This window comes from Infirmifilum lucidum, assembly GCF_014876775.1.
GTDB lineage: Archaea > Thermoproteota > Thermoprotei > Thermofilales > Thermofilaceae > Thermofilum > Thermofilum lucidum.
The window spans coordinates 1,005,506-1,028,454 of the sequence record NZ_CP062310.1 but is presented as its reverse complement, the minus strand read 5'-3'; the positions used below and the strand labels follow the sequence as shown (position 1 = coordinate 1,028,454).

Sequence of the window (22,949 nt, the reverse complement as noted above, 5' to 3'; positions counted from 1 at the left end):
CGTCAGAAACTCTGCCTGAAGCGCTCTCTGCCTTCTCTCCTCTGGAGTGCCTCGCCGGAGCGTGTGGGGCCGTATGGTGGGTTCACGAAAATGTAGTGTGCCTGTGGCTCGGCGAGTTCCTCTAGGATCCTGTTCACAACGAGTTCTAGGGGTTTAATCCCTACCCTCTTCTCAATGTCCGTGAACGATTCGAAGGGTTTCCGGCTACGTTCCTCGAGAATCTTCCAAAGAGTCTTTTTTCCAACACCCTTAAGCAGTTCCAATTGGTGAGCCTTCTTTGACAATGGCTGTGACTTATTGAAGAAGTCGACAAATACTTTCTCCCGGCTCACCACGATACTTGTAATGACTTCCCTCAATATAGCCTTGGCATTACCCGTGAGATCGTCATACCTGAGCATTCTTAGGAAGTGAAAGATTCTAGCTTCAACTCCTGCAGCCAGGTCTACTCTCTCCCCTATTTTCACGCTCGGCATGATGCTGCTCTCTGGTCTCAACTCCATGAGGAGAAACCTCTCTTCCCCTATACTTTGAACCAGAGGGTAGGGAATGCCCCGTACTGGATCCCCGTAAGGTAGGACATCTAAGACGTACGCGTGATTCTCGGGCGGCTTAGGAGGTTTTCGAAACTCGCGGCTAGCCACGCTTAACACCACGACCCAGGAGCCTACTACTTGTTAACAAGCTCGATTATTTTTCTGTAGTCATCATCAGAGTATACCTTATTTAGGGGAGCAAGAATGAGGCGTACTTCACCCTGATCCCTTGGCTTAATATTCACAAGCTGAACTGCTATACTCTCTGGCAAGTCGAAAGTTCTTACAAGCTCCTCCACTATCTGGCGAGACTTAGCTGGTTCTTCGATTTTCGCAAACTTCCTAGCGTACTCTAACGTATAACGCTCAAAGTTTGTGAGCTCGCGTTTACTCTCGATTTTCTCAAGTATGTCCCGCACTTCAGCTAGAGTTAAGTTTCTCTCGGAGAGCACTTTAGGCACTGGAAACTCCACCTACATTTTTCTCGTTAAAACTAATTAATATCTTTTCTGCAAATTACTGTCTTCTACAAAAGAAAAAATTTTATTTATCTCCAACCCCTCCTGATTGAATAGCGCCGGGGTAGCTCAGCCAGGTGGAGCGCCCGGCTGTTAACCGGGCGGTCCCGGGTTCGAATCCCGGCCCCGGCGCTCTTTACGGGTTTTAACAGATTGGCCGCTTTTTGTAAAGGGAGTTTACCGTAAAGGTGCCTTGTTTTTATGTGCGTGGTTGGAGCCGTAGAGTGGGGCGAGGACGAGCGTAATACGCTCGTATCGCTACAAAGACCGTTCGAATCCCAAATTTTTGGGGTGCAGGAGTGATTGTTGAACTTTATGAAAAGGATAGTCTGCATGGCACTATTACTGACGCTAGTCGGCTACATTACAGCCCTCACGCTTGCAGGACAGAGCACTCCAGCCTACTACGCGAGGATAGATTACATGCTTAAAACAGATGAGCCTGTCGAGCTAGACTTTGGGAGCAAGAGTGTTATAACCCTCTCTAGTACAGCTACACCTCCAGGCTATGTTCTCGAGAGCTTTGTAGTAGTGTTCGACGGCAAAGCGCCGGCGCAACTAGTCCCCGTGAAGTACGATAAGGTAAGCCAGAGTATGGGTAGGCTGACGTCCATAACTTCGTATACTGGAGAGGTTACTATTGGAGCTAACGGTTTTAACGGCACTGTGAAGGCCAGGCTTATAACTGTATTCAGGAGGACTGTCTGGATCCCCCTACAGGACAACATAACAATCGATACCAGCGAGTTCAAGGACACTGGGCTGAGCGTCGCAGTGAGAGTCTCGATTGATAACTACGCCCCCTATGCTGTAAAGTCCGTCGTCGACCCCTTTGGGAACGAGCTAACGAGTCCCAGCGTCCAGTCTAATATTCCTGCTGGGGCATTCAAGGCTGACCCCAAACACGTCGAGATAGATGCTTCAGCTATCGGGTTCGGGAAATATACTATAGCACTTACGCGGGGCGAGGAGTACAAACTGCCCAGCTCTTTTCTAGTGGTAGAAGACCGCTTCACTGAGACGACGATCCCGGCAAAGACGTCGAAGAGCTACTCTATGAGAAGCAAGGCCGGGTGGAGCCCGCTGGGCTTCATCGTTGTGCTGTACTCAGTCTCCCCAGGACCTCTGTCCAGCAATGTTATGGTTGAGGGGGGCCTGGTAGACTTAGCTTTTGAAAGAAGCGAGGAATTTGAAGTTCGAGGAGCCTCGCTCATGATACCGCCGCTCCTCATGCACTACTGGATAAAAGCCTTCCTCGTCTACGGGTCTAGTGTGAAGATAACGAACAACGAGGGGCACGACATCCAGGCAATGATAATCCCCGCGTACTACAAAGAGATAGGGACGTGGACACCTAAGGGCCTCATAACTACCGTGTCGAAGAGAGATGTCGCTGATGCGTACGCTGCCTACATAGTAGTTCAAGTCCCATCTATAGCCACTATAACCTCGGTCACAGTCCCCGGTGGCCAGAAGATTGAGGGTGTTGAGAACTACACTTCGAGCTGGCTCAGCACGTGGAGAACTATTGTGCTTGAGAAGAACGAAGCCGCGGTTCAGGTAAAGAACGGTGACAGCGTCGAGGAGGGAGACTACGTATTCACAATAGTATGGAAGCCCATTAAGATGGTATTCAGGGACATGAAGGGCAACCCTGTACCCGGCGTCCAGGTTAGCATGTCTGGTCCACTGAGCATCAACGCTGTAAGCGGGGCCGACGGTGTGGCTACGCTGAACGTGTACGCACCTGGAGTATACACGGTCTCTGCGAGGTTCAAGGGTGCGACCCTAGCATACTTTACCATAGGAACGCTAATGGACACGGAGTTCAACATAGAGTGTAAAGTGTATAGTCTTACTGTCAACGCTAAGAACGCTCTAGGGGGGCCCGTAACTGGTGCTATAGTCACTGTGAACAACGGAAACTACTCGCAAAGCCTTGAGACGGATTCATCGGGTAGCGTTGTGTTCACCCAACTTCCGAGAGGAACCTACACTGTCACAGTGCAGTACAAGAGGATTACAACTACAGCAAAGGTGGCTCTCGATGGTGACCAGAGCATAGACATCAACACGGGTATATTATTCGACCTACCATTCATAGGTCCAGTAACAGCCACAGAGGTTGCGGCTGTATCGGCGGCTACAGCGTTAACTACCGCACTCTTCTTCAGACCCAGGAGAGAGAAGGATGTTGCCGAGATAGAGATAAGCTAGACATGCCCGGAGACCAAGATGAGTAAACGCGAGGAGAAATGTAAATTTCTCTTTATTCCACTCATCTGTTTTGGGGATTATTTTTCCTCTGAGAATTTTCTAGAGCTCTTGAAGAGAATAGGCTATACTCCTGAAAGAGTCTACGAGAACGAGTTTCTCGTAAAAAAACAGGAGGCAGAAATATCCGTGAAGTACATCGGGGGAGTTGTGCAAGCGTGTGCAAGTGACGACCAAGCAGTTAGGGACTTCGCGAGAGAACTGGCGAACTATGCCTCCTCTGCGTGTAACGCTAGCCCGGAGGTCGTGCTCCTGCTAACAGACGGGAAGCAACTAGATACTAACCCAGATGTTTTCGGCGAAGCCCTCTTTCAAAGACTTAGGAGTTATTCTCTGGCGTTTTTCGTCGCGGTCACGATGTTTTTACCCGTAATTCTCTCGACACTAGGCTTTAGAGACGTGCTTGGGGTTAGCGTTACCACTATTTTGTTCACTTTCCTAATACTGCTCTTAGCGCCAGTCCTCTACTCCAGGTTTAATTGCCTAGAAGTGCCGACGTGTTGTAAAAGGGTTTTCCTCCTGCGTATTGCGGTAGACGAGATAAAAAGGGAGGATATACTCTCATTGGCTGTAGCTAAACACATCCTGGCGAAGAAGAACAAGCCTTTAATGCTCAACGACGCTGAACGTGTACTCAGAGACGTCGGGGTTGAACCCAGAGACATTAGACTCAAGGAAGTAGACCTCGACTCGATACTGTCCCGACTCAGCAGAAAATACGGCTTTAGAGTTAATGTATGTATTACTCCGTCGCCCCGCAGAAACGCTTACACGCTAGGTCTGTTCCGCATGGTCTCACGGGTATACGTTACAGCGGGATTACTCCTGGATTCGAGCCCCCGAGAGCTCGAAGCTATACTTGCCCACGAGCTCGCACACCTAAAGCATAGAGACTCCTTTAAACTATTCACGGCAGCCAGTGTAGAATGCGCCGCCAGAGCATTTCTGCTATCCGTATTCCAGCCCCCCCTCATACTCCTGGCAGGATACTCTATTCTTCTCTTCTTCTTATTCTCAAAACTTCTACAGCACATGGAGCTTGAGGCAGACGCTGAAGCCTCGAGAGCCACGTCAGTCGAGGACTTTGTCAGCGCACTCGTAAGGTTTGAGTACCCGGAGCTCGTCAAATCGGGTTCGCGTGTTGAAAAGAGATTTGCAGCAACCTTCTCTGCCCACCCACCTGCCAGCGTCCGAATATGGGCTCTTCTCTCGAGGAGCAGGGCATATAGAGGCGGTGAAATTCAAAGGTAATACTTTGGTATGCAAGCAGGAAGCACATGCAAGCGTTTTTGCTTGTTATTTTAGGGAGAGGCTGGGATTATCGGTTGTATGCGGACTCACGTGATTAAAGCACTTGAAATTGTTGAAGACTTGCTAGCCAGCAACGAGTTAAACGATGGGCAGAGAAAAGCCCTCCTCCAAGTCCAGAAACACTTGCTGGACGCGCTAGATTCTGTGGTTGACGTTAAAAGCAAGGTTCGTGACATAGCCTATACACTCCAGGAATTAGCAGATACTCTCGGCTTGGAGGTAAAGCTCTCGTCTCCGAGGCTCGTCCTGGACGATGAGGACATACTGCAGGCTATAGCCGAGAGCACGATAACAGACATAGAGGTAGAGGGGGAGAAGGCCGTAGTAAAACGTATTGTAGCGGCACAACATTAAATACTTGAGTACACCAGCTTTACGTGAGGGAGCTTGCCGGTACAGGGTAAACGCTCGAAACAGAGGTATGTAGATCCCGTAGACGCTGAGTTCAACAAGAAAAAGAAGACAGCAATACTGGTCACTGTTTCTATTGCTGCAGCATGGATAGCCATATCTCTAATCTTGCAAATCTTTGCTCCTAGTCTTGTGCCTTTCTCGGCAAGCATCTGCGGTGCAATTGCTGTACTAAGCCTGTTCTATGCAGTGTACAGGCTTGAGGAGGCATACGCGTATAAGCTCTACGCGAGAGTGAGCGCGCTGATACAGCAGGGAGCGCCTGCTCTACGGGCAGGAAGTAGGCAAGAAGCCCCTACTGGAATTGTAGCAGTTCAACCCACCGTAATACGACCAGCACAACCACGCATCCAGCCTAGGCCCCAGCAACCAATACAGGCCGAACAGGTACAGCCCCCTATCATGCCCGCCAGAAGGTGGCCTGGAACCGCAACACCTGCTCAGCCCGCACACTTAGACGTACAGCCGCGAGTTATGGAGCCGCAACCCTCCCCATTCGCCGAAAGACAAGAGTCCAAGAGATGCCCCAACTGCGGCCGCGAATTGCCCTACGGAGACCTGCACGTGATATGCCCGTTCTGCGGTACGCCTCTCAAGTAGACCTCTCTTTGTTAAGGATGAGAGCCCCTGCAAGTAGAATCGCCAGGAAGAGTAGAGTGTTGTCGTTGAGTACCGCACTCCCGCGCACGACTCTGAGTACTAACTCGACTTTTTCTGCCCCTGTAGGCGCGTAGACCGCCAAAAGGTCATTTGGATCCCTGTTCTTTATCCAGGCCACCACTATCACTGAATCCAGCTGGTTTACGGCAGATCCCCTAGCTAATTCCGAGAGGCTACTTTGGGTGTTGGCAGTGAGGTCTACAGGGAAAATTGCTCCAGACGAATTTACAACAGTGAATATGTGGGGCTCCGCTCCTACCAATACGTAACGCCACTTACCGTACTCTATAGCAAAGCTCTCCTCAGGGACATACACATATGCGTATGCTAGATAGGAGTCTATCCCCCTGACTCTCAGCAGGGCTGTGTACAAAGCATGGATGTCACCACAAGCGCCCTCCGCCCTTGCAAGCGTTTCCGCCGGGCACCTGACGCCGCCACTTATATTTAGGGAATATTTAATGTTCCTACGCACCCAGTCGGCCGCCCTCAAGACAAAGTCCCTGTTCGAGGGAGAGCCCGAGCCTATGCTACTCGCAAGGCTTACAACATCCGAGAATTTCTTCCCAGAGGCGTTACAGCGCCAAAACACAGAGCTAGCAGTTTTATCCATTAAAGCTCTGCTCGCAGCAACAGTCTCTGGAAGATCGGCTACACGGCGGAAGGGGGACTTCAAAACTTCTACTTCCTGTACGAGGGTAATATTTATCCTCCCGGAGTACTGGAGGTCGCCCGGATACGCGTACAAGTTCCCGTCTGCATCTCTACTGAGAGTAAACCCCCTTTCCTTCGAGTTTACGTATAAGGTTATGCGCGAGGAATTCTGCCAGCCCGGGATATCTGGAGCAATGAGGAATATCCTTGAGAAAACTTCCCGGTCGACTGTGCCGCGTCCTTCTACAACTAGGCTTGTTACCACCACGTACTTAGTGGCCTGTATAGACTGTAGAACTAGCAGGACGCCTGCAAATACCGTGAAAACGTTTCTTAAACGCATCCTTGGGCCTCCCCATTACAGTTACAGGCGGATCGTCTGCAGAAGCTCCTCTAAGCTCCTAAAGGTGTGTTGTTTATCTGCGAGCTTCAGGGTTACTGCCTTAACCTTGAAGGCCCCAAATAACTCGGCAGGTTTTTTTGCGCCGAAAGCCTTAGCCCACGAGATAACATTCCCGCCGGAGTCAACCGCCCTAAACATCTTGTTTATCCTAAGCCTGTAACTCGTATCCTGGAAAGAAACGTCTATTACAGCATTGTTCGCCCGGGCCCACTCTAGTAGCCTCTCAAGCAACTTCACGTCAACCATTTCCTAATCCCGTCCCCGCTGGAACCTCAGTTTAACGTAGACTTTGTCTCCCACGTTGTTGAAGCCCGTAGCAACGCTTATGGGAATTACTATTTGGAGGCCTCCAGCGGATATATAGAGCCTGTTTTGAGATTCCTGTCTCAGGTAGACCTCCCCACTCAACACAATATCCCAGCCTTCAAAGTCGGAGGCGGATTTCTCCACGCCGATCTCGATACCGCTACCTGGAAGTGGGTTAATCCCAACTTCTTTCAACACCTTTAATGGGATCTCTACTTCAAAAACTCCGCTTTCACCCTCTATCCGTAGGCGGGCCACATCGGCGTACGAGAGCATTTCAACACCTGTAACTCTCCCCTGCATAAACATCTGTTAATTCCCCAGGGTAGAATACTATAATAAGGTTTTTTGTGGTAAGGGTTGTGTGACATGGTCTGAGGTCTTCGAGGTAGACGAGATTGACTTAATGGGACGCAGAGGTAAGCTCTATACGCGCAGGGGCGTTGTGGAGACCCCGACGCTGACCCCCGTAATAAATCCTGGGAAGCAGATCATTCCTCCAAAAGAGATAAGAGAAATAGGTTTCCCAATGTTAATCACTAATTCATACATCATCAAGCGAAACTACGGAGACCTGGCGAAAGAACTCACCGTCCACGGTATACTTGGTGTCGACGGACCTGTATACACTGACTCAGGAGCCTACCAACTACTGGTGTACGGGAAGGTCGAGGTAGATCCCCTGGAAATCTTCACGTACCAAATCGAGATAGGCTCCGACGTCGGGGTAATACTGGATATTCCCACTAGGCGAGACACCCCCTATCACCAGGCCAGGATAGAGGTAGAAGAAACGCTGAGGAGGCTACGGGAAGCTGTCAAAGTAGATAGAAAAGGCATGCTTCTCGTTGCTCCAATACAGGGTGGAGTCTACACAGATCTCGTAGCATATTCAGCGTCCCAAGCATCCCGAGAGCCTGCTGACCTTTTCGCTGTAGGTGGCCCCACGCAGTTCATGGAGGAGTACGATTACAAAGAACTAGTTAAACTCGTGATGACTGCCAGGTTAAACCTGCCTTGGGGTGCTCCTCTGCATTTGTTTGGTGCCGGCCACCCGATAATAATGCCTTTGGCCGTTGCCATGGGTGTTGATTTGTTCGACTCAGCCTCCTATGCGCTATATGCTCGCGATGACCGGTTGATTACACCACGCGGTACACTAAGGCTGGAAGAAGTCGAAGAGCTACCCTGTGTGTGCCCTGTGTGTTCTAAGTATAGCGCCAGGGAACTTAAGGGGCTCCCGAAGCAGGAGCGTGTAAGGCTAATAGCCCAACATAACCTCTATGTAATTCACCTAGAGTTAAAGAGGATAAAACAGGCGATCCACGAAGGAAGGCTTTGGGATCTTGTCGAGGAGAAGACCAGGGGTCACCCCTCACTCATGGAGGCATTCAAGTTGTACGTCAAGTACGCTGAATTTATTGCTAAAGTCCACCCCGTGACAAGACCTAGGATACAGGGTGTCTTCTTCTATGACAGCTTCAGTAGGTACAGGCCTGAAGTTGTAAGGCATGTCAATAGACTAAAATCAAGGTATAGGGGTAAAAGCGAGATTCTGCTACTCTTTGAGGAGACTCCTCACAAACCATTTACAAGGTTCGGGCTGATAAAGGAGCTTTTAAACGACAGGCCAGAAATTATCAACGAGTGCGACATAGCTGTACTCTCGCGAGCCTTCTCGATAATACCTATCGAGCTCGACGGCTTGTATCCTCTGTCACAGTATGAGGCTAGCAGCGCTGTACTCGAGGGGACTGCAAACGAAATCAAGGAAGATGTCGTGTGGTTCGCGCTAAACAAGGGGTACAGGGGGGTAGTTCTAGTCTACTACTCACTGCCCAGGGAGTTCGTCCTCGGGCTCCTGAGGAGGTTATCCGGAGAACAAATCATAGCACTACATCTCAAATTGCGCGACTACTATGTTGCACTTCAAGAGCACGTAAAAACCAGCGAAGAGATACTGAGGGCTGTCAAAGCCATCAAGGAGCTGGTCACACGTGGTATTGAGGGGGTTCCCTCTCTCTAGCCACTTGCTTGATCTTCTTTTCGAGCTCCTCAAGCTCACGTTCAATTAGAGTGCCTTCCTCTACGAGCTCCTCGACACTCACATTCTCTCCAGAGAGTTCACTATATGCCTTTAGAGCCTCCGCCGCGGCCTTCGGGTCGGGTCTGTCTGGCGCGGCATACGGCAGTATTGCCACAGCGGGCAGTTCGCGTGATTCGAATATAGAGAGAATTATCGCGAGGGGGCCTACCACACCCAGACCCTCGTCCATGAGCTTGAACCTTCCGCTCGAAAACAGGTTCCTGTGTCTTTCGTAGAAAGCTGTAGTTGGTGCTAGCCTAACGCTGTCATCTTCCTTGAACCTGTTATCGAGACCGCCGAAGAGTACAGCCTCGACAACACCTCCTTCGAGGGCAGTCTCGGCTACGGCCATAGTCACGAGACTTGTATCCCTGTTGCTCAAGGGCACATTTGGCAGAAAGTAAAGAGTTTCTCCGGCAACATAGAGCTCGTAGGGCGTCCTTATCCCATTTTTAACAGAGACGAAGGGCTGCATGTATGGCGATATAACGTGTCCAACCCTCGCTGCCCCGGTCTTTTCAACGAGGTGCCTCACTGAGATCCAGCCCACGTGGCCTACCCCGTGAAAACCAGTAACGAGCCTTGATGCCCTGAACTCTCTGTTCAATACTACCTGGAGGTTCCCCAGCGAAATTATCCTCATATACCTCGCTGAAACAGAAAACGCGAGAGTAACGTATAACCTTTTCTGAGCACCCGCCCTCCAGGGGTAACCTCCTTGTAAGCGCCGTGCGAAGCATCGTACCTGGTGCTACCCCCAGGCTGAAAAGGCTTAAAAGGGGTCAGAGTAATGTGACTGGGGAGATAGGCATGGGTGTTTACCACGGAAACGACCTCAGGAAAATAACTGGAGGTATGAAAGGCCGCCACGTGAAAGTAAAGAGGAAGTACCTTACTGGACGCCATCCTTTAAACCCCACTCTCGGAGAAAAGACAGAGGCGAAGATAGTGCGTGTAAGAGGCGGGAATGTAAAGGTCAAGATTAAAACTGCGAGCGAAGCCAATGTTTATATTCCGAGTCAAAAGAAAACCGTTAAAGCAAAAGTGCTAAAAGTCATAGATAACCCCTCCAACAGGGATCTTGCTAAGAGAGGGGTAGTAACGCGTGGGGCAATAATCCAAACAGAGGTAGGTAAAGCCGTAGTTACTTCAAGGCCTGGTCAAGATGGAGTAGTTAACGCCGTTCTCGTTGAAGGCTCATGAAGCGTAGAAACGGTAAAATAATTTGGACAGTCTACTTCGATTCGACCAAGCCGCGGGATAAAGGTAGACGTGTTCCAAAGAGCCTCTCCGTCGAAAAGCCCCGCGTGGAAGAGTTGGCGCTGGCCGCTGAAAAAGCGGGGTATAAGGACGTCGCCATAGACAGGAACGCGAAATTCCCTGCTTACTGGTACGATAGCGAGGGGAGAATCTTCGTAAAAACAACTGAGAAGAAGAGCATAGTGATTAGGAAGATTGCAGAAAAACTTGTGGAGCTGAGGAGGAGTGCTAAGAAGAAATAGCTTCGAGGAGCTTTTTCCTGACGACCTCCGCGACTGTTTTCCCATCGATTCTTCCTCTAACTCTCTCCATGACTAAACCCATTATCGGGCTGAAGGCCTTCTCGCCCTTTTCTTCTACCAACTGCTTCCGCTCTGAGATTATTTGGCTGACGAGCTCCTCGAGTTCGCTTATAGTCAGGCTCTGTAGAGACAGCTTGCTAAGTATGCTCTCTACGCTGAGCTCGGGGTTTTCCGCTATAGCCTTTAAAACATCTGGAATAGCCTCTTTGGCTATTTTCCCGCTGGCAACGGCTTTGAACACGCCGAATAGGTGATCCTCTTCAATGTTCTCAATATTCACGCCCTCCCGTCTGAGGTTTCTCAGAGTGTTTGTTAAGACTGATGCAACAAGCACCGGTGAAGCGCCAGTTTTCGTTACGAGTTCTTCGAAGAGAAAAAGGTGCTCGGAGTTGAAGAGCTGCTGCGCTAGATCTTCAGAGAGTTTGTACTTGTTCTTAAGCCTCTCAAGAGTCTTCTCGGGGGGTTCTGGCAGTTCTCTCTCGAGCCTGGCTAACAGGCTCCCGTCGACCTTAATGGGTCTCACATCTGTCTCAGGATACATTCTGGCCTTCCCGGGCCTAGGCCTCATAAACCTCGTAGTACCGTCGGGATTAGCCGCTCGAGTTTCTTCCGGGACACCGTGGAACGCTTCAATAATTCTGGAATGAACAGCTTCCAGGGCTTTCAGCGCTTTCTCCTTTTCGTCGAAAACTAGTACGAAGGCATCATTCTCCTCAGTCCCCAGAAGTCTCTTCACTTCTTCGACCTCCTCCATTGATATACCGTACGCTGGCAACTCGTCACTATGGAATATTCCGCCGACCCTAGCCCAGTAACGCGCACGGTCAGCAAGTTCGGCGCCAAAGCGTCTACCAGGCTGTAGTTCTACTCCTAGTATTCCCTTAAACCCCTTTAGTTTTAATGCCAGGGCTACGCCCCCCTTTTCAATTGCACTCCTGGCAACCCTTGACTTTGTATTCCTGAATACGACAGTCACGTCTACTGGAGAGAATAGTATGTCCTCTTCTTTTAAGCCCCTTCTCTTAAGCTCGTCCCTTATCTCAAGGAGCCTCTGTTGCCTCCTAGCCTCATTCTTAACGACAAGAGGTATCAGGTCAAGGTACTGCACGCCTTTAATTTCAACTTTAGCTCCACCTTCTATTGAGATATTTAAATCCTGCCTTATGGTTCCCAACCCCCTCTTAACACGTCCCATTGACCTAAGCAGTAGTCCTATATAGTGTGCCACCTCTCTCGCTTCCTCCGGGGACTCTATCACAGGCCCTGTCGCTACTTCGATTAGGGGTATCCCGAGCCTATCTAACCGGTAGGTTACTGACCTCCTCGTAGGATCTTCATCAACCTTCCTGGCCGCGTCCTCCTCAAGGCATATTGTCTCTATGGGAATCTCTTTCCCGCGCACATTCACGCGCCCCCCGATGGCGATGAGCATCGTTCTCTGGAACCCTGTCGTGTTAGAGCCGTCGATAACTATCTTTCTCATAACGTGTATCTCGTCCACGACATGAGCTTTGACTATCAACGCGAATTTCAAAGCCAGTTCTATGGCCTCTCTGTTAGGCTGGTGGGGGGGCTCCTCGTCCATCTCAACAAGGCACACGTTTTCGTTGTAACCCTCGTAAATGAAGTGTAGACCTTTCTCGAACTCGAAGAGGGCCGCAGGGTCTAGCTCGCCTATCTCGCTGCGTGCGAGGCGTAGCCTGCGCATGAAACTGTAATCAGCCTGATCCTTCCTTATTACGGTTGGACAGGAGCAGAAAAGCTTTTCCTTAGTGTCGAGCATCTGGTGTATTTCCAATCCACATTTGATCTTTGGCAAGCTGTCCACTACCACCACCCCATAGCTCCCGGGTAGTGTCTATACTCATCTCTCTCAGAGAGTTCATAGGCAATATTAGTCTTGAAAAGTTTCTGAGCTTCCTCAATGTCACTTGTTTGTCCGAGAACCCAGCTCAGCTTGACGTACGCAACTTCGGGCAACATGTTCCCAGCAGGGATTGCGCCGGCCTTTAGGAGCTCGACTCCTGTCCTATAGACATTTAAATTCACCGAGCCCCAGAGGCATTGGGACGAAATTACGACTATTATCCCGTCTCTAACCAAGGAACCTATTGTAGGTACAAGATTACTGTTTATATGCCCGAGCCCCGTCCCCTCGATTACTAATCCAGTGTAGCCTTTCTCTCGATAAAATTCGAGAAGTGAGGGATCCATTCCGGGATAAAATTTCACCAACGCTACTTTAGGACTGAAGTCGGGGTAAATTTCTACCGAGTCAGAACGAGTCTTGTACTCGCTTTGTAGCATCTTCACCTCTCTAGTAAAAGGATCTACCCTGGCTAGAGGCAAGCTATTTATGCTCATAAAAGCGTCCCTCCTACTTGTATGCATTTTTCTCGCCCTGACGCCGCGGTGAACAAGAAGTATGTCGTCGTTCACAGACCCGTGCATTGCTATGACCGACTCCGCGAAAGGAGCCTTAACCGCTGTAAGAGCTGCCCCGACGACGTTAAGGGCAGAGTCGCTCGAGGGCCTATCTGACGACCTCTGAGCGCCCGTGAAGACGATTGAACCTGGTGCCTGGTGCACAGCGAATGCTATAGCAGACGCCGAGTAGTGCATTGTGTCAGTCCCGTGCGCGACAACTATCCCAGACGGGGCTTTCAGCTTGTACACTTCTCCTATTTTCCTGGCTATCGTGGACCAGTGCTGCGGGGTCATATCTTCGCTGAAGATGTTGAAGAGAGTTTCGCTCGTTACGACGGCAATATCCTCCAGTTCCGGGATCATCGAGTATAGCTCCTCTGCGGAGAAATAGGGGTAGACAGCACCTGTAACGTAATCGACCCTTGAAGCTATAGTACCACCAGTTCCTATAAAGTACACGCTCTCCCCAGAAGCCCTTAAGCTGTGGGTTTTCTCTGTTAGGGGTTGTGCCCTGGCGCCCTTCTCAAGTAATTTTATCTCGAGTATACGCTCAGCCGCTATGCCGACATTATATCCGTTGTCAAGCTTAAGAACAAGAGAGCCTTGATCCCCCACCTGTGGGCGTGGCAGGATTATACCTCTCAGCATCACTCCGTCTCTCAATCGTACTAGCACCATATCAAAAATGCCCACGCCGGAGCTAGCGAGCAGGTCTCTCAACTTCTGGCTGTACCCACTCTCCATGGCTACCCGCTTCTAATGGAGACGCAAGAATAAAAAGGCTTAGGGTTGAGAAAAACATTTATATACCTTGTGGTGCGGGATATCACCTAGGGTTTGACGTATGCCGTCCCACGGTAGCCTTACAAAGGCTGGGAAAGTTAGAAATGCTACCCCGAAAATCCCTCCAAAGCCTAAGAAAAACCTCACCCCACGGAGGCGGAACTTTAGGAACTACAAACGTAGGGTCTTGTATGCCTCAGCCTCTCAAACAGCTGTTTAGGACGTAGTCTACGAGAAATGCCAAAGCTTTTTCCAAAGCATCTCCCTTGGACAGCCGGTTATAAATGAGTTCCACTGCAAACTCGCTAGAGAGGCACTTTCTAATCCAAGCGTAGCCTAAAAGCGCTTCTACGCTCTCTGCCGGATCACAATGGTATGGCAAGGCAGTCGTAGACAGTTTTGAAAGCCTATAGGCCTCCCTAAGAGTCTGGCGCGGAACTTTTTCTCCCTGGGCTCTCCCCGACGCCAGAGATAAAGCAGCAGAGACTACAAAGTTCACTAAGGCGTCGCCGAGACGGGCGAGCTCCTTGCTAGCCAGTACCTTTGTTAGCTCACTTGGGCTCGTAGCTGTTCACGTAGAGCCGCGAGTTTGTTCCTAAGGGAGTCTGTAGCGGCACGAAGCGCTTCTAGGGGTGTAACCGTACCGTCAGTACTGATTAGTAGGTGTGCTACTCCAAGCAGGGGATGGTCTACCCTGTAACTCGCCATAACGTGAGGGTTCTTGTTTAACTCATCTACGAGCATGTTGAGAAGCGTGTGCCCCTCGCCCGAGATTTTGACCTCGAGTAGATCCTTAGACAAGCTCTCGACGACGACCGTGACTTCTTCTGGCATACTACACCCCCCTCTTACTTTCTCCGACAATATAATAATAGATTTTATGCGTCCTCCCGCCCTCCTCTACCGTGACACTCTTGACAGGCTTCCACCCGGTCACCTCGAAATCATGGGAAACAACGCGCGTTGTCGGCTTGAGCTCCCGCTCAAGTTTTGGTCTAAGACGCTCGTTGACAGAAGTCAACAAGTACAGGAAAACTACATCCGCCGGAGGAAAACTCACATCATAGAAGCTACCGTGTATTAGTAGCACCTTGTCCTGCACTCCGGCAGCCACGATGTTCCTCATGGCAGTCTCTAGGAGATCTTTCCTTATCTCTATGCCTACTCCTCTTGCACCAAATTCCTTTGTGGCTATAACCAACGAGCGCCCATCTCCACAGCCGGGATCCAAGACAAGTTCGCCGGGCTTAAGCTCGGCGATTTGGAAAGCTCTCTTTATGACTTCTACCGGACTTGGGACAAACGGTACAGTTATACTCACAGCATTAAGGAAAGAGATTCACAGATAAAAAACTATTTGCAAGGAGGCTAAGCCGGATCGGGCTCATCCCTCGTCTGCCCCATTAAATGCAAAGCATAGCCAAGGAAATGCCTGTGTAAAGACAGGCCTTTTAAGCCAGAGTATGTTTGTAAAAGCGATGAAAAGGATATATTTTACATTTGTCTTTTATTCAGTGTGAGTTCAAAAATACTAACCGAGAAACAGATTGAGTTGTTGAAGTATCTGTTCAAAAAGAGCAAGCCTCTGAGGGTATTCACAGTAACGGAGACGCAGAACAGGATTGCAAAAGACCTTGGCATATCTAGGCAGGCTTTAAACGCACATCTAAAGAAATTGCGGGAACTCGGATTCCTGCGAACGGGAAGAGGGTTCCTAGACTTAACGGATAAATCACTGCAAGTACTCGGAAAGCAGAGCGGGGAGGCTATAATCACCTTAAAGATAGAGCCTACAAAAAGGTTACAAATTTACTCTGCTCTTCGTGACCTACCCGTTGAGAAGGTCTATAGGGTTACGGGAGAAATTGATGTCATCGTCCACGTCTCGCAGTCAATACTGGACGATATTCTAAACAAGATTAATACGCTTGATGGCGTACGTGAGACCAGAACCTACGTTGTGATAGAGACAGTAAAGTAGCCAGGGGCTAAAGATCAGAGACCAAGAATGCCCAGCACTTCATCAATCCCTGCCTCTCCTCTCTTGTACATCCTTAGAGTTGATATTATTCTCTCGCGCTCTGGGTTGAGGGATAGTTTATCGATAATAAGCCTCGACGTCGCAGACATCTCGTTAAGGAGAAAGCTAAGGAATTGCGGAATATTAGAGCGAGACCTCCCCCTCGACGCAGACTCGAAGTCAAGTATGACTGGAACCCCGTCCTTCCTAACAAGCACGTGGTCTTTAAATCTCGAGAGCTCGTTGTGGGCCACACCAAGTATATCAAGTATCCATAGCTGCTCTAGAACGAGCCGGAGTGTTTTCTCTAACTCCTCTCGAGAGGAAAGCCTTGCCCATTCTTCTAGGGACATTCCATCTACATAATCCCACACGAGGAAGTTCCTAGAATAAGCCCTCAGACGGGGGCCAATATTGTGGCTGTTAACGAGGCTCAGTACGCGTGCCTCGTTCAACAGAGTTTCACGTGAGGCATCTACTCTCCGTATTTTCACAGCGACTTGAAGGCCTCCTGCAAAGACCGCTTTCGCGACAATACCCACTGTGCCCTTGCCTAACACTCTCCTGCCATGTATGTCTACACGGCCCTCCTCTAGAAAGCGTCTAATGCCCAGTAATAGCGCCTCCGTGACCCTCCTAGCGAAGGCGTTCCTGTCAAAGGAAGGATATGCTATGACGGGGAGCCACCTAAACATCTCCTCAAACATATAATCCAAGGCTCGTACCCCGCTAATGCCTTGAGTAGCATGTACTTCTTATCCTGTGCAAGCCCCTCTAGGAAGGAGGGGGCGTCATGTATTTCCCACTCAAACCCCCTATAGACCCTCAACACCTCTTTTACTGTGTCAATTGCCCTGCGAATTTTTCTAGGCGCCACAACTACTGCTCTGTCGCCCTCAACGAAAGGGGCTGGCAGATTCGATGCCCACTTACTGAGGAAATTTATAATGTTCTTATGCCAGACGGGTGGGCCTATTTTCTTCTCGTAAATTGGGAGCTCGAGTGCCTCGAGCTGGAAAACTAATAGATGTTCATCTTCCAATTTGAGGTAGAGTTTCCTCAACACTTTAAAATTGTACCTTTGTAACGTATTCGTAACGGAGTCAAGTACCCTGCTAATCTTCCCAGCTAGCGCATCCTGGACGAGAGGAGGGTGATCCCTTAATCGTAAGATAAGGGTATCTCCGTCTGGAGTATATTCTACTTCTTCTTCCAAGTCTTCTAAAATACAGCAGAGAATTTCCGGCTTATATGTGAATGTGTTTGCGAATGCTATAAGCTTCGAGAGTTGCTCTACTCCTACTGCCGCCGCGGCATTACGGCGTGGATCAACGGGGTCGAGTACAACTAGGGGCGCAGAGCCTCGTAGCTTCTGCGCGCTTTCCGGGATAACGACTCTCCACGGAACCCACTTAGCAACAGCCCGTAAGAGGGGGGTGAGGCCTCCAAAGTGTATGATAAGGACTTCTGAGAGGTAGCCGGAGAATCCCTTAACCTCTGCCTCAGCGCCGTAGATATTGAGGCGGCGGAGTAGGGCCTTAAATATGCGGATATCCCTCTTGAGGCCTGGATTCTTCCGCAGTTGGGAGACAACATAGTCCGTGTGGAAGGGTGTTCTATCCACTGCAGACTTCATCTCTTCCGGCTTTTCTACCTTGTAAGCTGGTACTAACTCGAGTTCTACTCCCCGGTATTTAACTACGAAATAGGGATGAGCGGCAAAGCGTGTCTCGAGCTCTGCTCCGAGCCTATCCGCGAGCTGGGCGCTTAGAGCCTCGGTGATTTTGCGTAGATCTTCAACGCCTACTCTCTCGTCGAACAAGATAAATATGTCGATATCTACGTCCTCGGGTAACCACGTGTCCCTGGCAAAGGATCCATGTATCGAAACCTCATGAATTATATTTTGAAGCTCCCTTGACTCGATTATCTTATGTAGAGTCCCAATAGCCTGGTCTGCAACTTTTGAGATTTTTTCTCTCTGCTCCTCAGAGGGTTCGAGTCTTGAGAAGTACTTTAAAAGGCATTCAGGATAGTTGCCCTCTACGCACCCTGCGCTAGTCATTAGAGGTAGCACACCTATGTTAACTGGTACACGGCAAGATCTGTGTATATAGATCCTCGGGGCGTGAGAGTGCTCTTTACTAGGTAGAATCTCGTCACATCCTGCTCGCCGAACAGTGTCGCGGAATTCCCTTCAATTATTCTCCTGGCTTCGCCGTTAAGCGGGGCTTTTACCCGCGCAATTGTTAGATGCGGTATAAACTCTTCTCGCTCAACTCTAACTCCTGTCGCGAGTATAGCCTGGGAGACTTTGTGGGCGAGCTGAGACAGCTCCTCTGCACCCCTCTTCACGCCGATCCAGACAACCCTAGGATTCTTGAGGCTTGGAAAAGCCCCAACACCCTCTAGCTCCATCACGAATGGGCTAGCCCTCACTTCACGCAGTTTAACCTTAATGCTTTGAACCTTCTCCTGTGGTATTTCTCCTATGAATTGTAAGGTTATGTGCAGGTTTTCGGCCTCTACGAACTTAGCCTTTAATCCAGCCCTTTCTAGTTCCTCCTGGAAAACCTTAATCTTCGCTACTACTTCAGGCCTGTCTACCTTTACGGCTACAAAGACCCTCAGTATGCGCTCACTCATTAGCGAGCCACCTCTTCAGGGTCGGACAGTTATGGAAGTCGACTTCACCGCTCGCACATTTCGCGAGACTTGGGCAGTAGAAGCACGGAACCTCGTCGAGGAAGTCTGGGATTATGACTTCTTTTTTAAGCTTGAGGGCAGGTCTAACAATGTATGTTTTACGTCCATGTAAGATGACCTGCTCTCGCAGGATCAACCCTTGTTCTTCTAGTTTACGAATTATTCTAAGCCCCCTCCTACTATCTAGGCTGAGTCTCTTCCATAGCTCCTTCTGTAGTATTCCTGCCTCTCCGGATTCCTTCACTGCCTCCAGTACTTTTCTCTCTAGCAGTTCAAATTGCACTGATGTTTCCTCCAGTTTCTCGATGCTCTCCTCGCTTAGTGAGGCCTTGGACCTCGACGCCATTTCTCGTTCCGCCTATCACTTCATTACGAAAAACCTGAATTTATTACTTGCCTGTCTAAAGAGATGGAGAGAGAATGCGCATGCTAGTCTTCATAATCGGGCCCGCTGGGTCGGGCAAATCAACATTTACAGCTAGCTTCCGCGACTGGCTCCAGAGCCAAGAGGCGCCAGTCTCCACTGTAAACCTGGATCCTGCAGTAGAGAATCTCGAGTACGTTCCAGATGTAGATATTAGAGAACACGTTTTCATCAGAGACGTCCTAGAGGAATACGGACTTGGCCCTAATGGGGCTATCATTGCTGCGGTTGACATGTCGATAGAGCACCTACCATCGATAGATAAGGGAATAGACAGTACACCGGAGGGGTATGTTCTGCTAGATACGCCAGGCCAAATGGAGCTTTTCATGTTTAGGCAAAGTGGAGGCATCATTGTTAGTTCGTTGTGTAAAAGTGATAGGAAGTGTGCTACAGCATTCCTGCTAGACGCCACGCTTTCAACAGACCCATATAGCTTTGTATCGCAGATCTTCCTCGCAGCCTCTGTATTTTACCGTCTGAAACTGCCGCTCACTATTCTCCTGAATAAAATAGACGTGCTTTCTGAGGCCGAGAGAGAAAGAATATCAGCGTGGATTTCAAGCCCAGAGATACTTGAAAACGAGATAGCAAGGTTCCCGCGGGACTACGATGTACAATTCTCGAGGAGTGTCGTGCGGTTAGTACTAGACTTCCTAGACCTAGTACCAATAGTGATGGTTTCCGCGAAGAGAAGCCAGAATTTAGACGCAGTTTACTTCTATCTCCAGCAAATATATAGGGGCGGAGAAGACTTCGAGTATACGACCAAAGACTAGCTAGTCATTCCGATCATTAAAGAACTCTAGTATACGTTCAACTGTAGGGCTCGAAGTAATGTACCTCCCCACGACATATATATCGGCCTCCAGCAGTGCTCTAATTTCCTGTTTTAACTGCGGCGTTAACCCACCCGCGACGGCTATCTTAGATCTGGGTAAAGTTTTCCTGACATACTCTGCTACGTGCACGACCTCCCTGAAGAACTCTTCTGCTGGCCTCCCTTTTTCCTCGTCAATACCGCGGTGAAATTCGAATACAAGGTCTTCCTCTGGGAATGACACCTCTCTTACGAGCCCCACTACGACTTCTGCACGCGTCCTCAGATCTGAGACGCCTATAAAGTCCACGACAACGCCTTTACCGTACTCGATTCCTGTCTCGAGGACAGATTTCAAAGTGGACCTAGGAGCTAAAGCCAGGACGGATACGCTGTCCGCCTGGAGACCGTAGGCCAGACCCGCCTCGAGTTTTCCGACGTCCGCTATTTTCAAGTCAGCTACTAGCGGTATACCCGGAGATGCTAATTTGAGCTTCGGCAATATCGTCAGGCCAAGTAGTTTAATTAGGGGGGTTCCAGCCTCTACTATTAGCCTGTCACATTCAACCAACCTATTACGACAGATATCCCCGACAATGCCTGCAATTCTCAATGCTTGAGACTCGTCTACAACATCGATTGCTATCTGTAAACTATACCTACGTGGCATTCTATTCCACCCCATGCAACTTAAAACTCTAGGAAATCAAGGTTATTACTTGTTATTGTGGGACGGTGTCTAGGAGCTCTTCTGGAGATCACTGCCGAGCATGTTAAACTCGTAGAGTAGCTTAAATTCGTCGAGGGATAGCGCCTCTCCCCTCTTGTACTTTTCGTAGGCCTCTAAGGCTTTACCGTAGAGCAGTTTCTTGCGCTCCTCCAGGTGCTGTGATAGCTCCTTCGCCTTCAGGAGTACTGAAACCCTCTCCAACTCTTCCCTGAGAGACTTTTCCTCCTGAAGAAGCGAGAGGAGCTCCTGGTGGTACGCGTTAGCTCTCTCCCTAATGCTATCCCTTTCTTGTCTCAGGCTTTGGATCCTCTGGAATAGCTCGTCGCGCTGAGCCTTCAAGTTTTGCATTTCTTCTTTTACTCTGAGGTAGTCGGCTATTATCTGTTTGAGTTCCTCGCTGAGCCGCGATATCCGCTCCTTCAACTGAGGTACGCGTTGCCTCGTCTCTTCAAGTCGCGCTCTAAGTTCATTTAAGTGTTTTACGTTGAGGTAGATCGACTCTAGACTGCGGATCTTGTTTATTAGGATTTTTTCAACCTCAGGGGGCAGGGTCATTGTCTGGTACTGCCACTCGAGTTGTTCAATTTTGTTCCTGAGCTCGTTTTCATCGTAGTTCTTAGTGCCTAGAAAGCTTCTGAGCGACTTGTACTCGTTGTTGAACTTCCTCAACTCCTCTCGAGTTTTGTTTAACTCGTCGATGAGCTTCCTACGCTCCTCGCGTTTTGCGACGAGTTTATCGTATAGTTCCTTCTTCTTCTCTGCGAGCTGAGAGATTTGCTGTCTAATCTGCAGGAGTTGCTCTCTGAGCGCTCTTATCTCCGCAGAGAGCTTCTTCACTTCGCTGTTTGCTACGTCCCTATTGGAGCGCACTTCAGAGATCTTTTCAGTGAGCTCTCGAAGCCTATTCCTGAGGTCATGAAACTGTTGCCTTAGTGTTTGTACATCCTCGTTAATTACTGCCATAGGGTCACCGTGCATCAAGGGTAGACTAGACGTGCATGTAGCCTTATGCTAGTCATTATTTAAAGCTATAGTCTTAAAAATGATTATTTTACAATATGGGTACGCTATATTTCGATAGTCAAGTCAGTCTCTCTTGTAATTTGCTTCAGAATCCTCCGTATGGTTAATGGAGATACACCGGCTACTTTTGCAACAAAATCTTGATTAAGTCTATAGCCTAGCAGTTTAGTAAAGAGATATACTGTAGCACCGGCAACTCCTATGGGTCTAGTCCCCTGAAGCAATGACGCAAAAGCATCAGCGGACTTGACTAGTAAGTGTTCTGGCATGCTACTGAACAGATGATCCCTTTCTCCGATCCTACCTTGGATCTCCAACTTCAAGCGGCTGAGAATAGACGGTAAGTACTGGCTTGGTTTCCGCACAACACCTGTGTTAGTAGCCTCAATATAGCCTTCCTTAACAAGCACACGGTATGTGCGGTAAACCTGCCTGATGCCTACGCCAGCTATTTTTTCCAGCTGCTCCCTAGTAAAGTTAACATTAGGGTATCTCTTCGATACGTGGAAGAGAAGCGTTGCAATTACTAGCCTATGGCTCCTACCCTTCAACCCCCCGGCTTTCCTAATTTTTTCAAACTCACTCTTCACTTCTGCTATAACATAGCCTGGTATGTTGAACTCTCTTTGAACCTGCAACAGGTAGGTCTCATACTTCCCAGTTTTGCTGGACTCTTGCAACAGCTTCCTGCTCCCAGCGAGGTGTTTGCGAATAACCAACTTTGGTGTCGTATCAGGGTTCTTGGGCATTCTCTCGCTGTGTATCTTCTTGCGGTACTCTTCCTGAGACCTCGGCTTTAGAGGCTCAGCTATTGGCCCATACACATAGCCGCAAACAGGGCAGAAGTACTCGCCTGTCTCTATGTTAAGCATGGGAGGGACTGTTGACCCACAGTTCGGGCACTTACCTTCCGACATGTGTTTTTACGCCTCTCTTCTTCTTACCATTGCGTCGGGGGCTCCCCTTCCAGTAGAGGATTTTGCCTATAAAGGCCTCAGGCTTCCAGCGGCTCTCGTCGACCTTGACGAGAACAAATGGAGCGCTAACTGGTCCTATAACGTCGTAGACATAGCCTACCACGGCCATTTTCTCGTCGTATACTTTTTCACCAATTTCGGGAACTTCTCCGGCTTCAACCAAGAGATTCTTGTTTCGCGTGAAGAGCCTTACCTTACCGATTGGTCGCATAAGAATGTCTTCTCTATGACATGCTGTTCAGACATAAATCAATTTCGCCGAAGGGTCAGCCGACAGGGAAAGAACCTGGAAAGCAGGATGGGGGAGTCCTACGCCCA

The 22,949-nt window shown here is 49.4% G+C and carries 29 protein-coding genes and 1 tRNA gene; 11 read left to right on the top strand and 19 right to left on the bottom strand.

The genetic code is table 11. The annotated features are described in order from the left end of the window. Window positions 1–2: 2 nt before the first annotated feature. Window positions 3–644, bottom strand: a complete 642-nt coding sequence (locus IG193_RS05815; protein WP_192818256.1) for a DUF655 domain-containing protein — start codon at window positions 642–644, stop codon at window positions 3–5. A 26-nt stretch (window positions 645–670) separates the two neighbouring features. Next, a complete protein-coding gene (locus IG193_RS05810; protein ID WP_192818255.1) occupies window positions 671–1,009 on the bottom strand; it encodes an RNA polymerase Rpb4 family protein in 339 nt (112 codons plus the stop codon). Between the two features lie 103 nt (window positions 1,010–1,112). On the opposite strand from IG193_RS05810, the gene IG193_RS05805 reads away from it, so the two are divergent. From IG193_RS05805 to IG193_RS05785, 5 genes are all read left to right on the top strand, one after another. Then, window positions 1,113–1,186, top strand: a tRNA-Asn gene (locus IG193_RS05805). Between the two features lie 183 nt (window positions 1,187–1,369). Further along, window positions 1,370–3,271, top strand: coding sequence for a carboxypeptidase-like regulatory domain-containing protein (locus IG193_RS05800; RefSeq protein ID WP_192818254.1), 1,902 nt, complete (start codon window positions 1,370–1,372; stop codon window positions 3,269–3,271). Window positions 3,272–3,379: 108 nt separating this feature from the next. Further along, a complete protein-coding gene (locus IG193_RS05795; RefSeq protein WP_192818253.1) occupies window positions 3,380–4,579 on the top strand; it encodes a M48 family metallopeptidase in 1,200 nt (399 codons plus the stop codon). Between the two features lie 78 nt (window positions 4,580–4,657). After that, a complete protein-coding gene (locus IG193_RS05790) occupies window positions 4,658–4,993 on the top strand; it encodes a hypothetical protein (protein ID WP_192818252.1) in 336 nt (111 codons plus the stop codon). A gap of 33 nt (window positions 4,994–5,026) precedes the next feature. Beyond that, window positions 5,027–5,650, top strand: coding sequence for a hypothetical protein (locus IG193_RS05785; protein WP_192818251.1), 624 nt, complete (start codon window positions 5,027–5,029; stop codon window positions 5,648–5,650). Here the strand turns inward: IG193_RS05785 and IG193_RS05780 are convergent. Genes IG193_RS05780 through IG193_RS05770 form a run of 3 tightly spaced genes read right to left on the bottom strand, consistent with a single transcriptional unit; the run spans window position 5,643 to window position 7,376 of the window. Further along, on the bottom strand, window positions 5,643–6,707 hold the full coding sequence (locus tag IG193_RS05780; RefSeq protein WP_192818250.1) for a transglutaminase-like domain-containing protein: 1,065 nt from the start codon (window positions 6,705–6,707) through the stop codon (window positions 5,643–5,645). The two genes, IG193_RS05785 and IG193_RS05780, sit on opposite strands and share 8 nt — an antisense overlap. Window positions 6,708–6,728: 21 nt before the next feature. Then, a complete protein-coding gene (locus IG193_RS05775) occupies window positions 6,729–7,013 on the bottom strand; it encodes a hypothetical protein (protein WP_192818249.1) in 285 nt (94 codons plus the stop codon). Window positions 7,014–7,016: 3 nt separating this feature from the next. Next, window positions 7,017–7,376: a hypothetical protein gene (locus IG193_RS05770; RefSeq protein ID WP_192818248.1), complete on the bottom strand. Its 360-nt coding sequence runs from the start codon at window positions 7,374–7,376 to the stop codon at window positions 7,017–7,019. A gap of 61 nt (window positions 7,377–7,437) precedes the next feature. Between IG193_RS05770 and tgtA the strand changes: the two genes are divergently transcribed. Continuing rightward, complete coding sequence (gene tgtA / locus IG193_RS05765) at window positions 7,438–9,099, top strand: tRNA guanosine(15) transglycosylase TgtA (protein ID WP_192818247.1); 1,662 nt, start codon at window positions 7,438–7,440, stop codon at window positions 9,097–9,099. Here tgtA and IG193_RS05760 read toward each other — a convergent pair. Then, a complete protein-coding gene (locus tag IG193_RS05760) occupies window positions 9,065–9,802 on the bottom strand; it encodes a proteasome assembly chaperone family protein (RefSeq protein WP_192818246.1) in 738 nt (245 codons plus the stop codon). The two genes, tgtA and IG193_RS05760, sit on opposite strands and share 35 nt — an antisense overlap. Before the next feature lie 167 nt (window positions 9,803–9,969). Between IG193_RS05760 and IG193_RS05755 the strand changes: the two genes are divergently transcribed. Both IG193_RS05755 and IG193_RS05750 read left to right on the top strand, forming a co-directional pair. Next, on the top strand, window positions 9,970–10,362 hold the full coding sequence (locus IG193_RS05755) for a 30S ribosomal protein S8e (RefSeq protein ID WP_404813146.1): 393 nt from the start codon (window positions 9,970–9,972) through the stop codon (window positions 10,360–10,362). Further along, entirely contained in the window at window positions 10,359–10,661 is a 303-nt protein-coding gene (locus tag IG193_RS05750; protein ID WP_192818245.1) for a signal recognition particle subunit SRP19/SEC65 family protein, read from the top strand. The genes IG193_RS05755 and IG193_RS05750 overlap by 4 nt, the downstream gene beginning before the upstream one ends. On the opposite strand, the gene gatE is transcribed toward IG193_RS05750, so the two are convergent. Together gatE and gatD are read right to left on the bottom strand one after the other, a co-directional pair. After that, window positions 10,648–12,549 (bottom strand): Glu-tRNA(Gln) amidotransferase subunit GatE, encoded by a 1,902-nt coding sequence (gene gatE / locus IG193_RS05745; RefSeq protein ID WP_225876053.1) that lies wholly within the window; start codon window positions 12,547–12,549, stop codon window positions 10,648–10,650. The genes IG193_RS05750 and gatE overlap by 14 nt on opposite strands. Further along, window positions 12,549–13,892 carry a Glu-tRNA(Gln) amidotransferase subunit GatD gene (gatD, locus tag IG193_RS05740; RefSeq protein WP_192818244.1) on the bottom strand — a complete coding sequence of 448 codons (1,344 nt, stop codon included), beginning with the start codon at window positions 13,890–13,892 and terminating at the stop codon, window positions 12,549–12,551. The genes gatE and gatD overlap by 1 nt, the downstream gene beginning before the upstream one ends. Window positions 13,893–13,992: 100 nt before the next feature. On the opposite strand from gatD, the gene IG193_RS05735 reads away from it, so the two are divergent. Beyond that, on the top strand, window positions 13,993–14,151 hold the full coding sequence (locus IG193_RS05735) for a 30S ribosomal protein S30e (RefSeq protein WP_192818243.1): 159 nt from the start codon (window positions 13,993–13,995) through the stop codon (window positions 14,149–14,151). Here the strand turns inward: IG193_RS05735 and IG193_RS05730 are convergent. Genes IG193_RS05730 through IG193_RS05720 form a run of 3 tightly spaced genes read right to left on the bottom strand, consistent with a single transcriptional unit; the run spans window position 14,128 to window position 15,252 of the window. Beyond that, complete coding sequence (locus tag IG193_RS05730) at window positions 14,128–14,469, bottom strand: ribonuclease III family protein (RefSeq protein WP_225876126.1); 342 nt, start codon at window positions 14,467–14,469, stop codon at window positions 14,128–14,130. The two genes, IG193_RS05735 and IG193_RS05730, sit on opposite strands and share 24 nt — an antisense overlap. Window positions 14,470–14,477: 8 nt before the next feature. Further along, on the bottom strand, window positions 14,478–14,765 hold the full coding sequence (locus IG193_RS05725) for an RpoL/Rpb11 RNA polymerase subunit family protein (protein WP_192818241.1): 288 nt from the start codon (window positions 14,763–14,765) through the stop codon (window positions 14,478–14,480). 1 nt (window position 14,766) lies between these two features. Further along, entirely contained in the window at window positions 14,767–15,252 is a 486-nt protein-coding gene (locus tag IG193_RS05720; RefSeq protein WP_192818240.1) for an SAM-dependent methyltransferase, read from the bottom strand. Between the two features lie 195 nt (window positions 15,253–15,447). Between IG193_RS05720 and IG193_RS05715 the strand changes: the two genes are divergently transcribed. Then, a complete protein-coding gene (locus tag IG193_RS05715) occupies window positions 15,448–15,912 on the top strand; it encodes an Lrp/AsnC family transcriptional regulator (RefSeq protein WP_192818239.1) in 465 nt (154 codons plus the stop codon). A 14-nt stretch (window positions 15,913–15,926) separates the two neighbouring features. On the opposite strand, the gene IG193_RS05710 is transcribed toward IG193_RS05715, so the two are convergent. From IG193_RS05710 to IG193_RS05695, 4 genes are read right to left on the bottom strand one after another with little or no spacing between them, the layout of a single operon-like run. Then, window positions 15,927–16,646, bottom strand: a complete 720-nt coding sequence (locus IG193_RS05710; protein ID WP_218042121.1) for a hypothetical protein — start codon at window positions 16,644–16,646, stop codon at window positions 15,927–15,929. Next, a complete protein-coding gene (cca, locus tag IG193_RS05705) occupies window positions 16,622–18,016 on the bottom strand; it encodes a CCA tRNA nucleotidyltransferase (RefSeq protein WP_192818237.1) in 1,395 nt (464 codons plus the stop codon). Before cca ends, IG193_RS05710 begins: the two co-directional genes overlap by 25 nt. Window positions 18,017–18,030: 14 nt before the next feature. After that, a complete protein-coding gene (gene thpR, locus IG193_RS05700) occupies window positions 18,031–18,597 on the bottom strand; it encodes an RNA 2',3'-cyclic phosphodiesterase (RefSeq protein ID WP_192818236.1) in 567 nt (188 codons plus the stop codon). Further along, window positions 18,590–19,003 (bottom strand): helix-turn-helix transcriptional regulator, encoded by a 414-nt coding sequence (locus IG193_RS05695; protein ID WP_192818235.1) that lies wholly within the window; start codon window positions 19,001–19,003, stop codon window positions 18,590–18,592. Before IG193_RS05695 ends, thpR begins: the two co-directional genes overlap by 8 nt. Window positions 19,004–19,077: 74 nt before the next feature. On the opposite strand from IG193_RS05695, the gene IG193_RS05690 reads away from it, so the two are divergent. Beyond that, window positions 19,078–19,860, top strand: coding sequence for an ATP/GTP-binding protein (locus IG193_RS05690; RefSeq protein WP_192818234.1), 783 nt, complete (start codon window positions 19,078–19,080; stop codon window positions 19,858–19,860). On the opposite strand, the gene IG193_RS05685 is transcribed toward IG193_RS05690, so the two are convergent. From IG193_RS05685 to IG193_RS05670, 4 genes are all read right to left on the bottom strand, one after another. Beyond that, the gene (locus IG193_RS05685; protein ID WP_192818233.1) at window positions 19,861–20,571 is read right to left on the bottom strand and encodes an orotidine 5'-phosphate decarboxylase / HUMPS family protein; all 711 of its coding nucleotides are present in this window, start codon (window positions 20,569–20,571) and stop codon (window positions 19,861–19,863) included. Between the two features lie 69 nt (window positions 20,572–20,640). After that, the gene (locus IG193_RS05680; RefSeq protein ID WP_192818232.1) at window positions 20,641–21,594 is read right to left on the bottom strand and encodes a coiled-coil protein; all 954 of its coding nucleotides are present in this window, start codon (window positions 21,592–21,594) and stop codon (window positions 20,641–20,643) included. 104 nt (window positions 21,595–21,698) lie between these two features. Then, entirely contained in the window at window positions 21,699–22,571 is an 873-nt protein-coding gene (locus tag IG193_RS05675; protein WP_192818231.1) for a transcription initiation factor IIB family protein, read from the bottom strand. Further along, entirely contained in the window at window positions 22,558–22,842 is a 285-nt protein-coding gene (locus IG193_RS05670; RefSeq protein WP_192818230.1) for an H/ACA ribonucleoprotein complex subunit GAR1, read from the bottom strand. Before IG193_RS05670 ends, IG193_RS05675 begins: the two co-directional genes overlap by 14 nt. Between the last annotated feature and the right edge of the window lie 107 nt (window positions 22,843–22,949).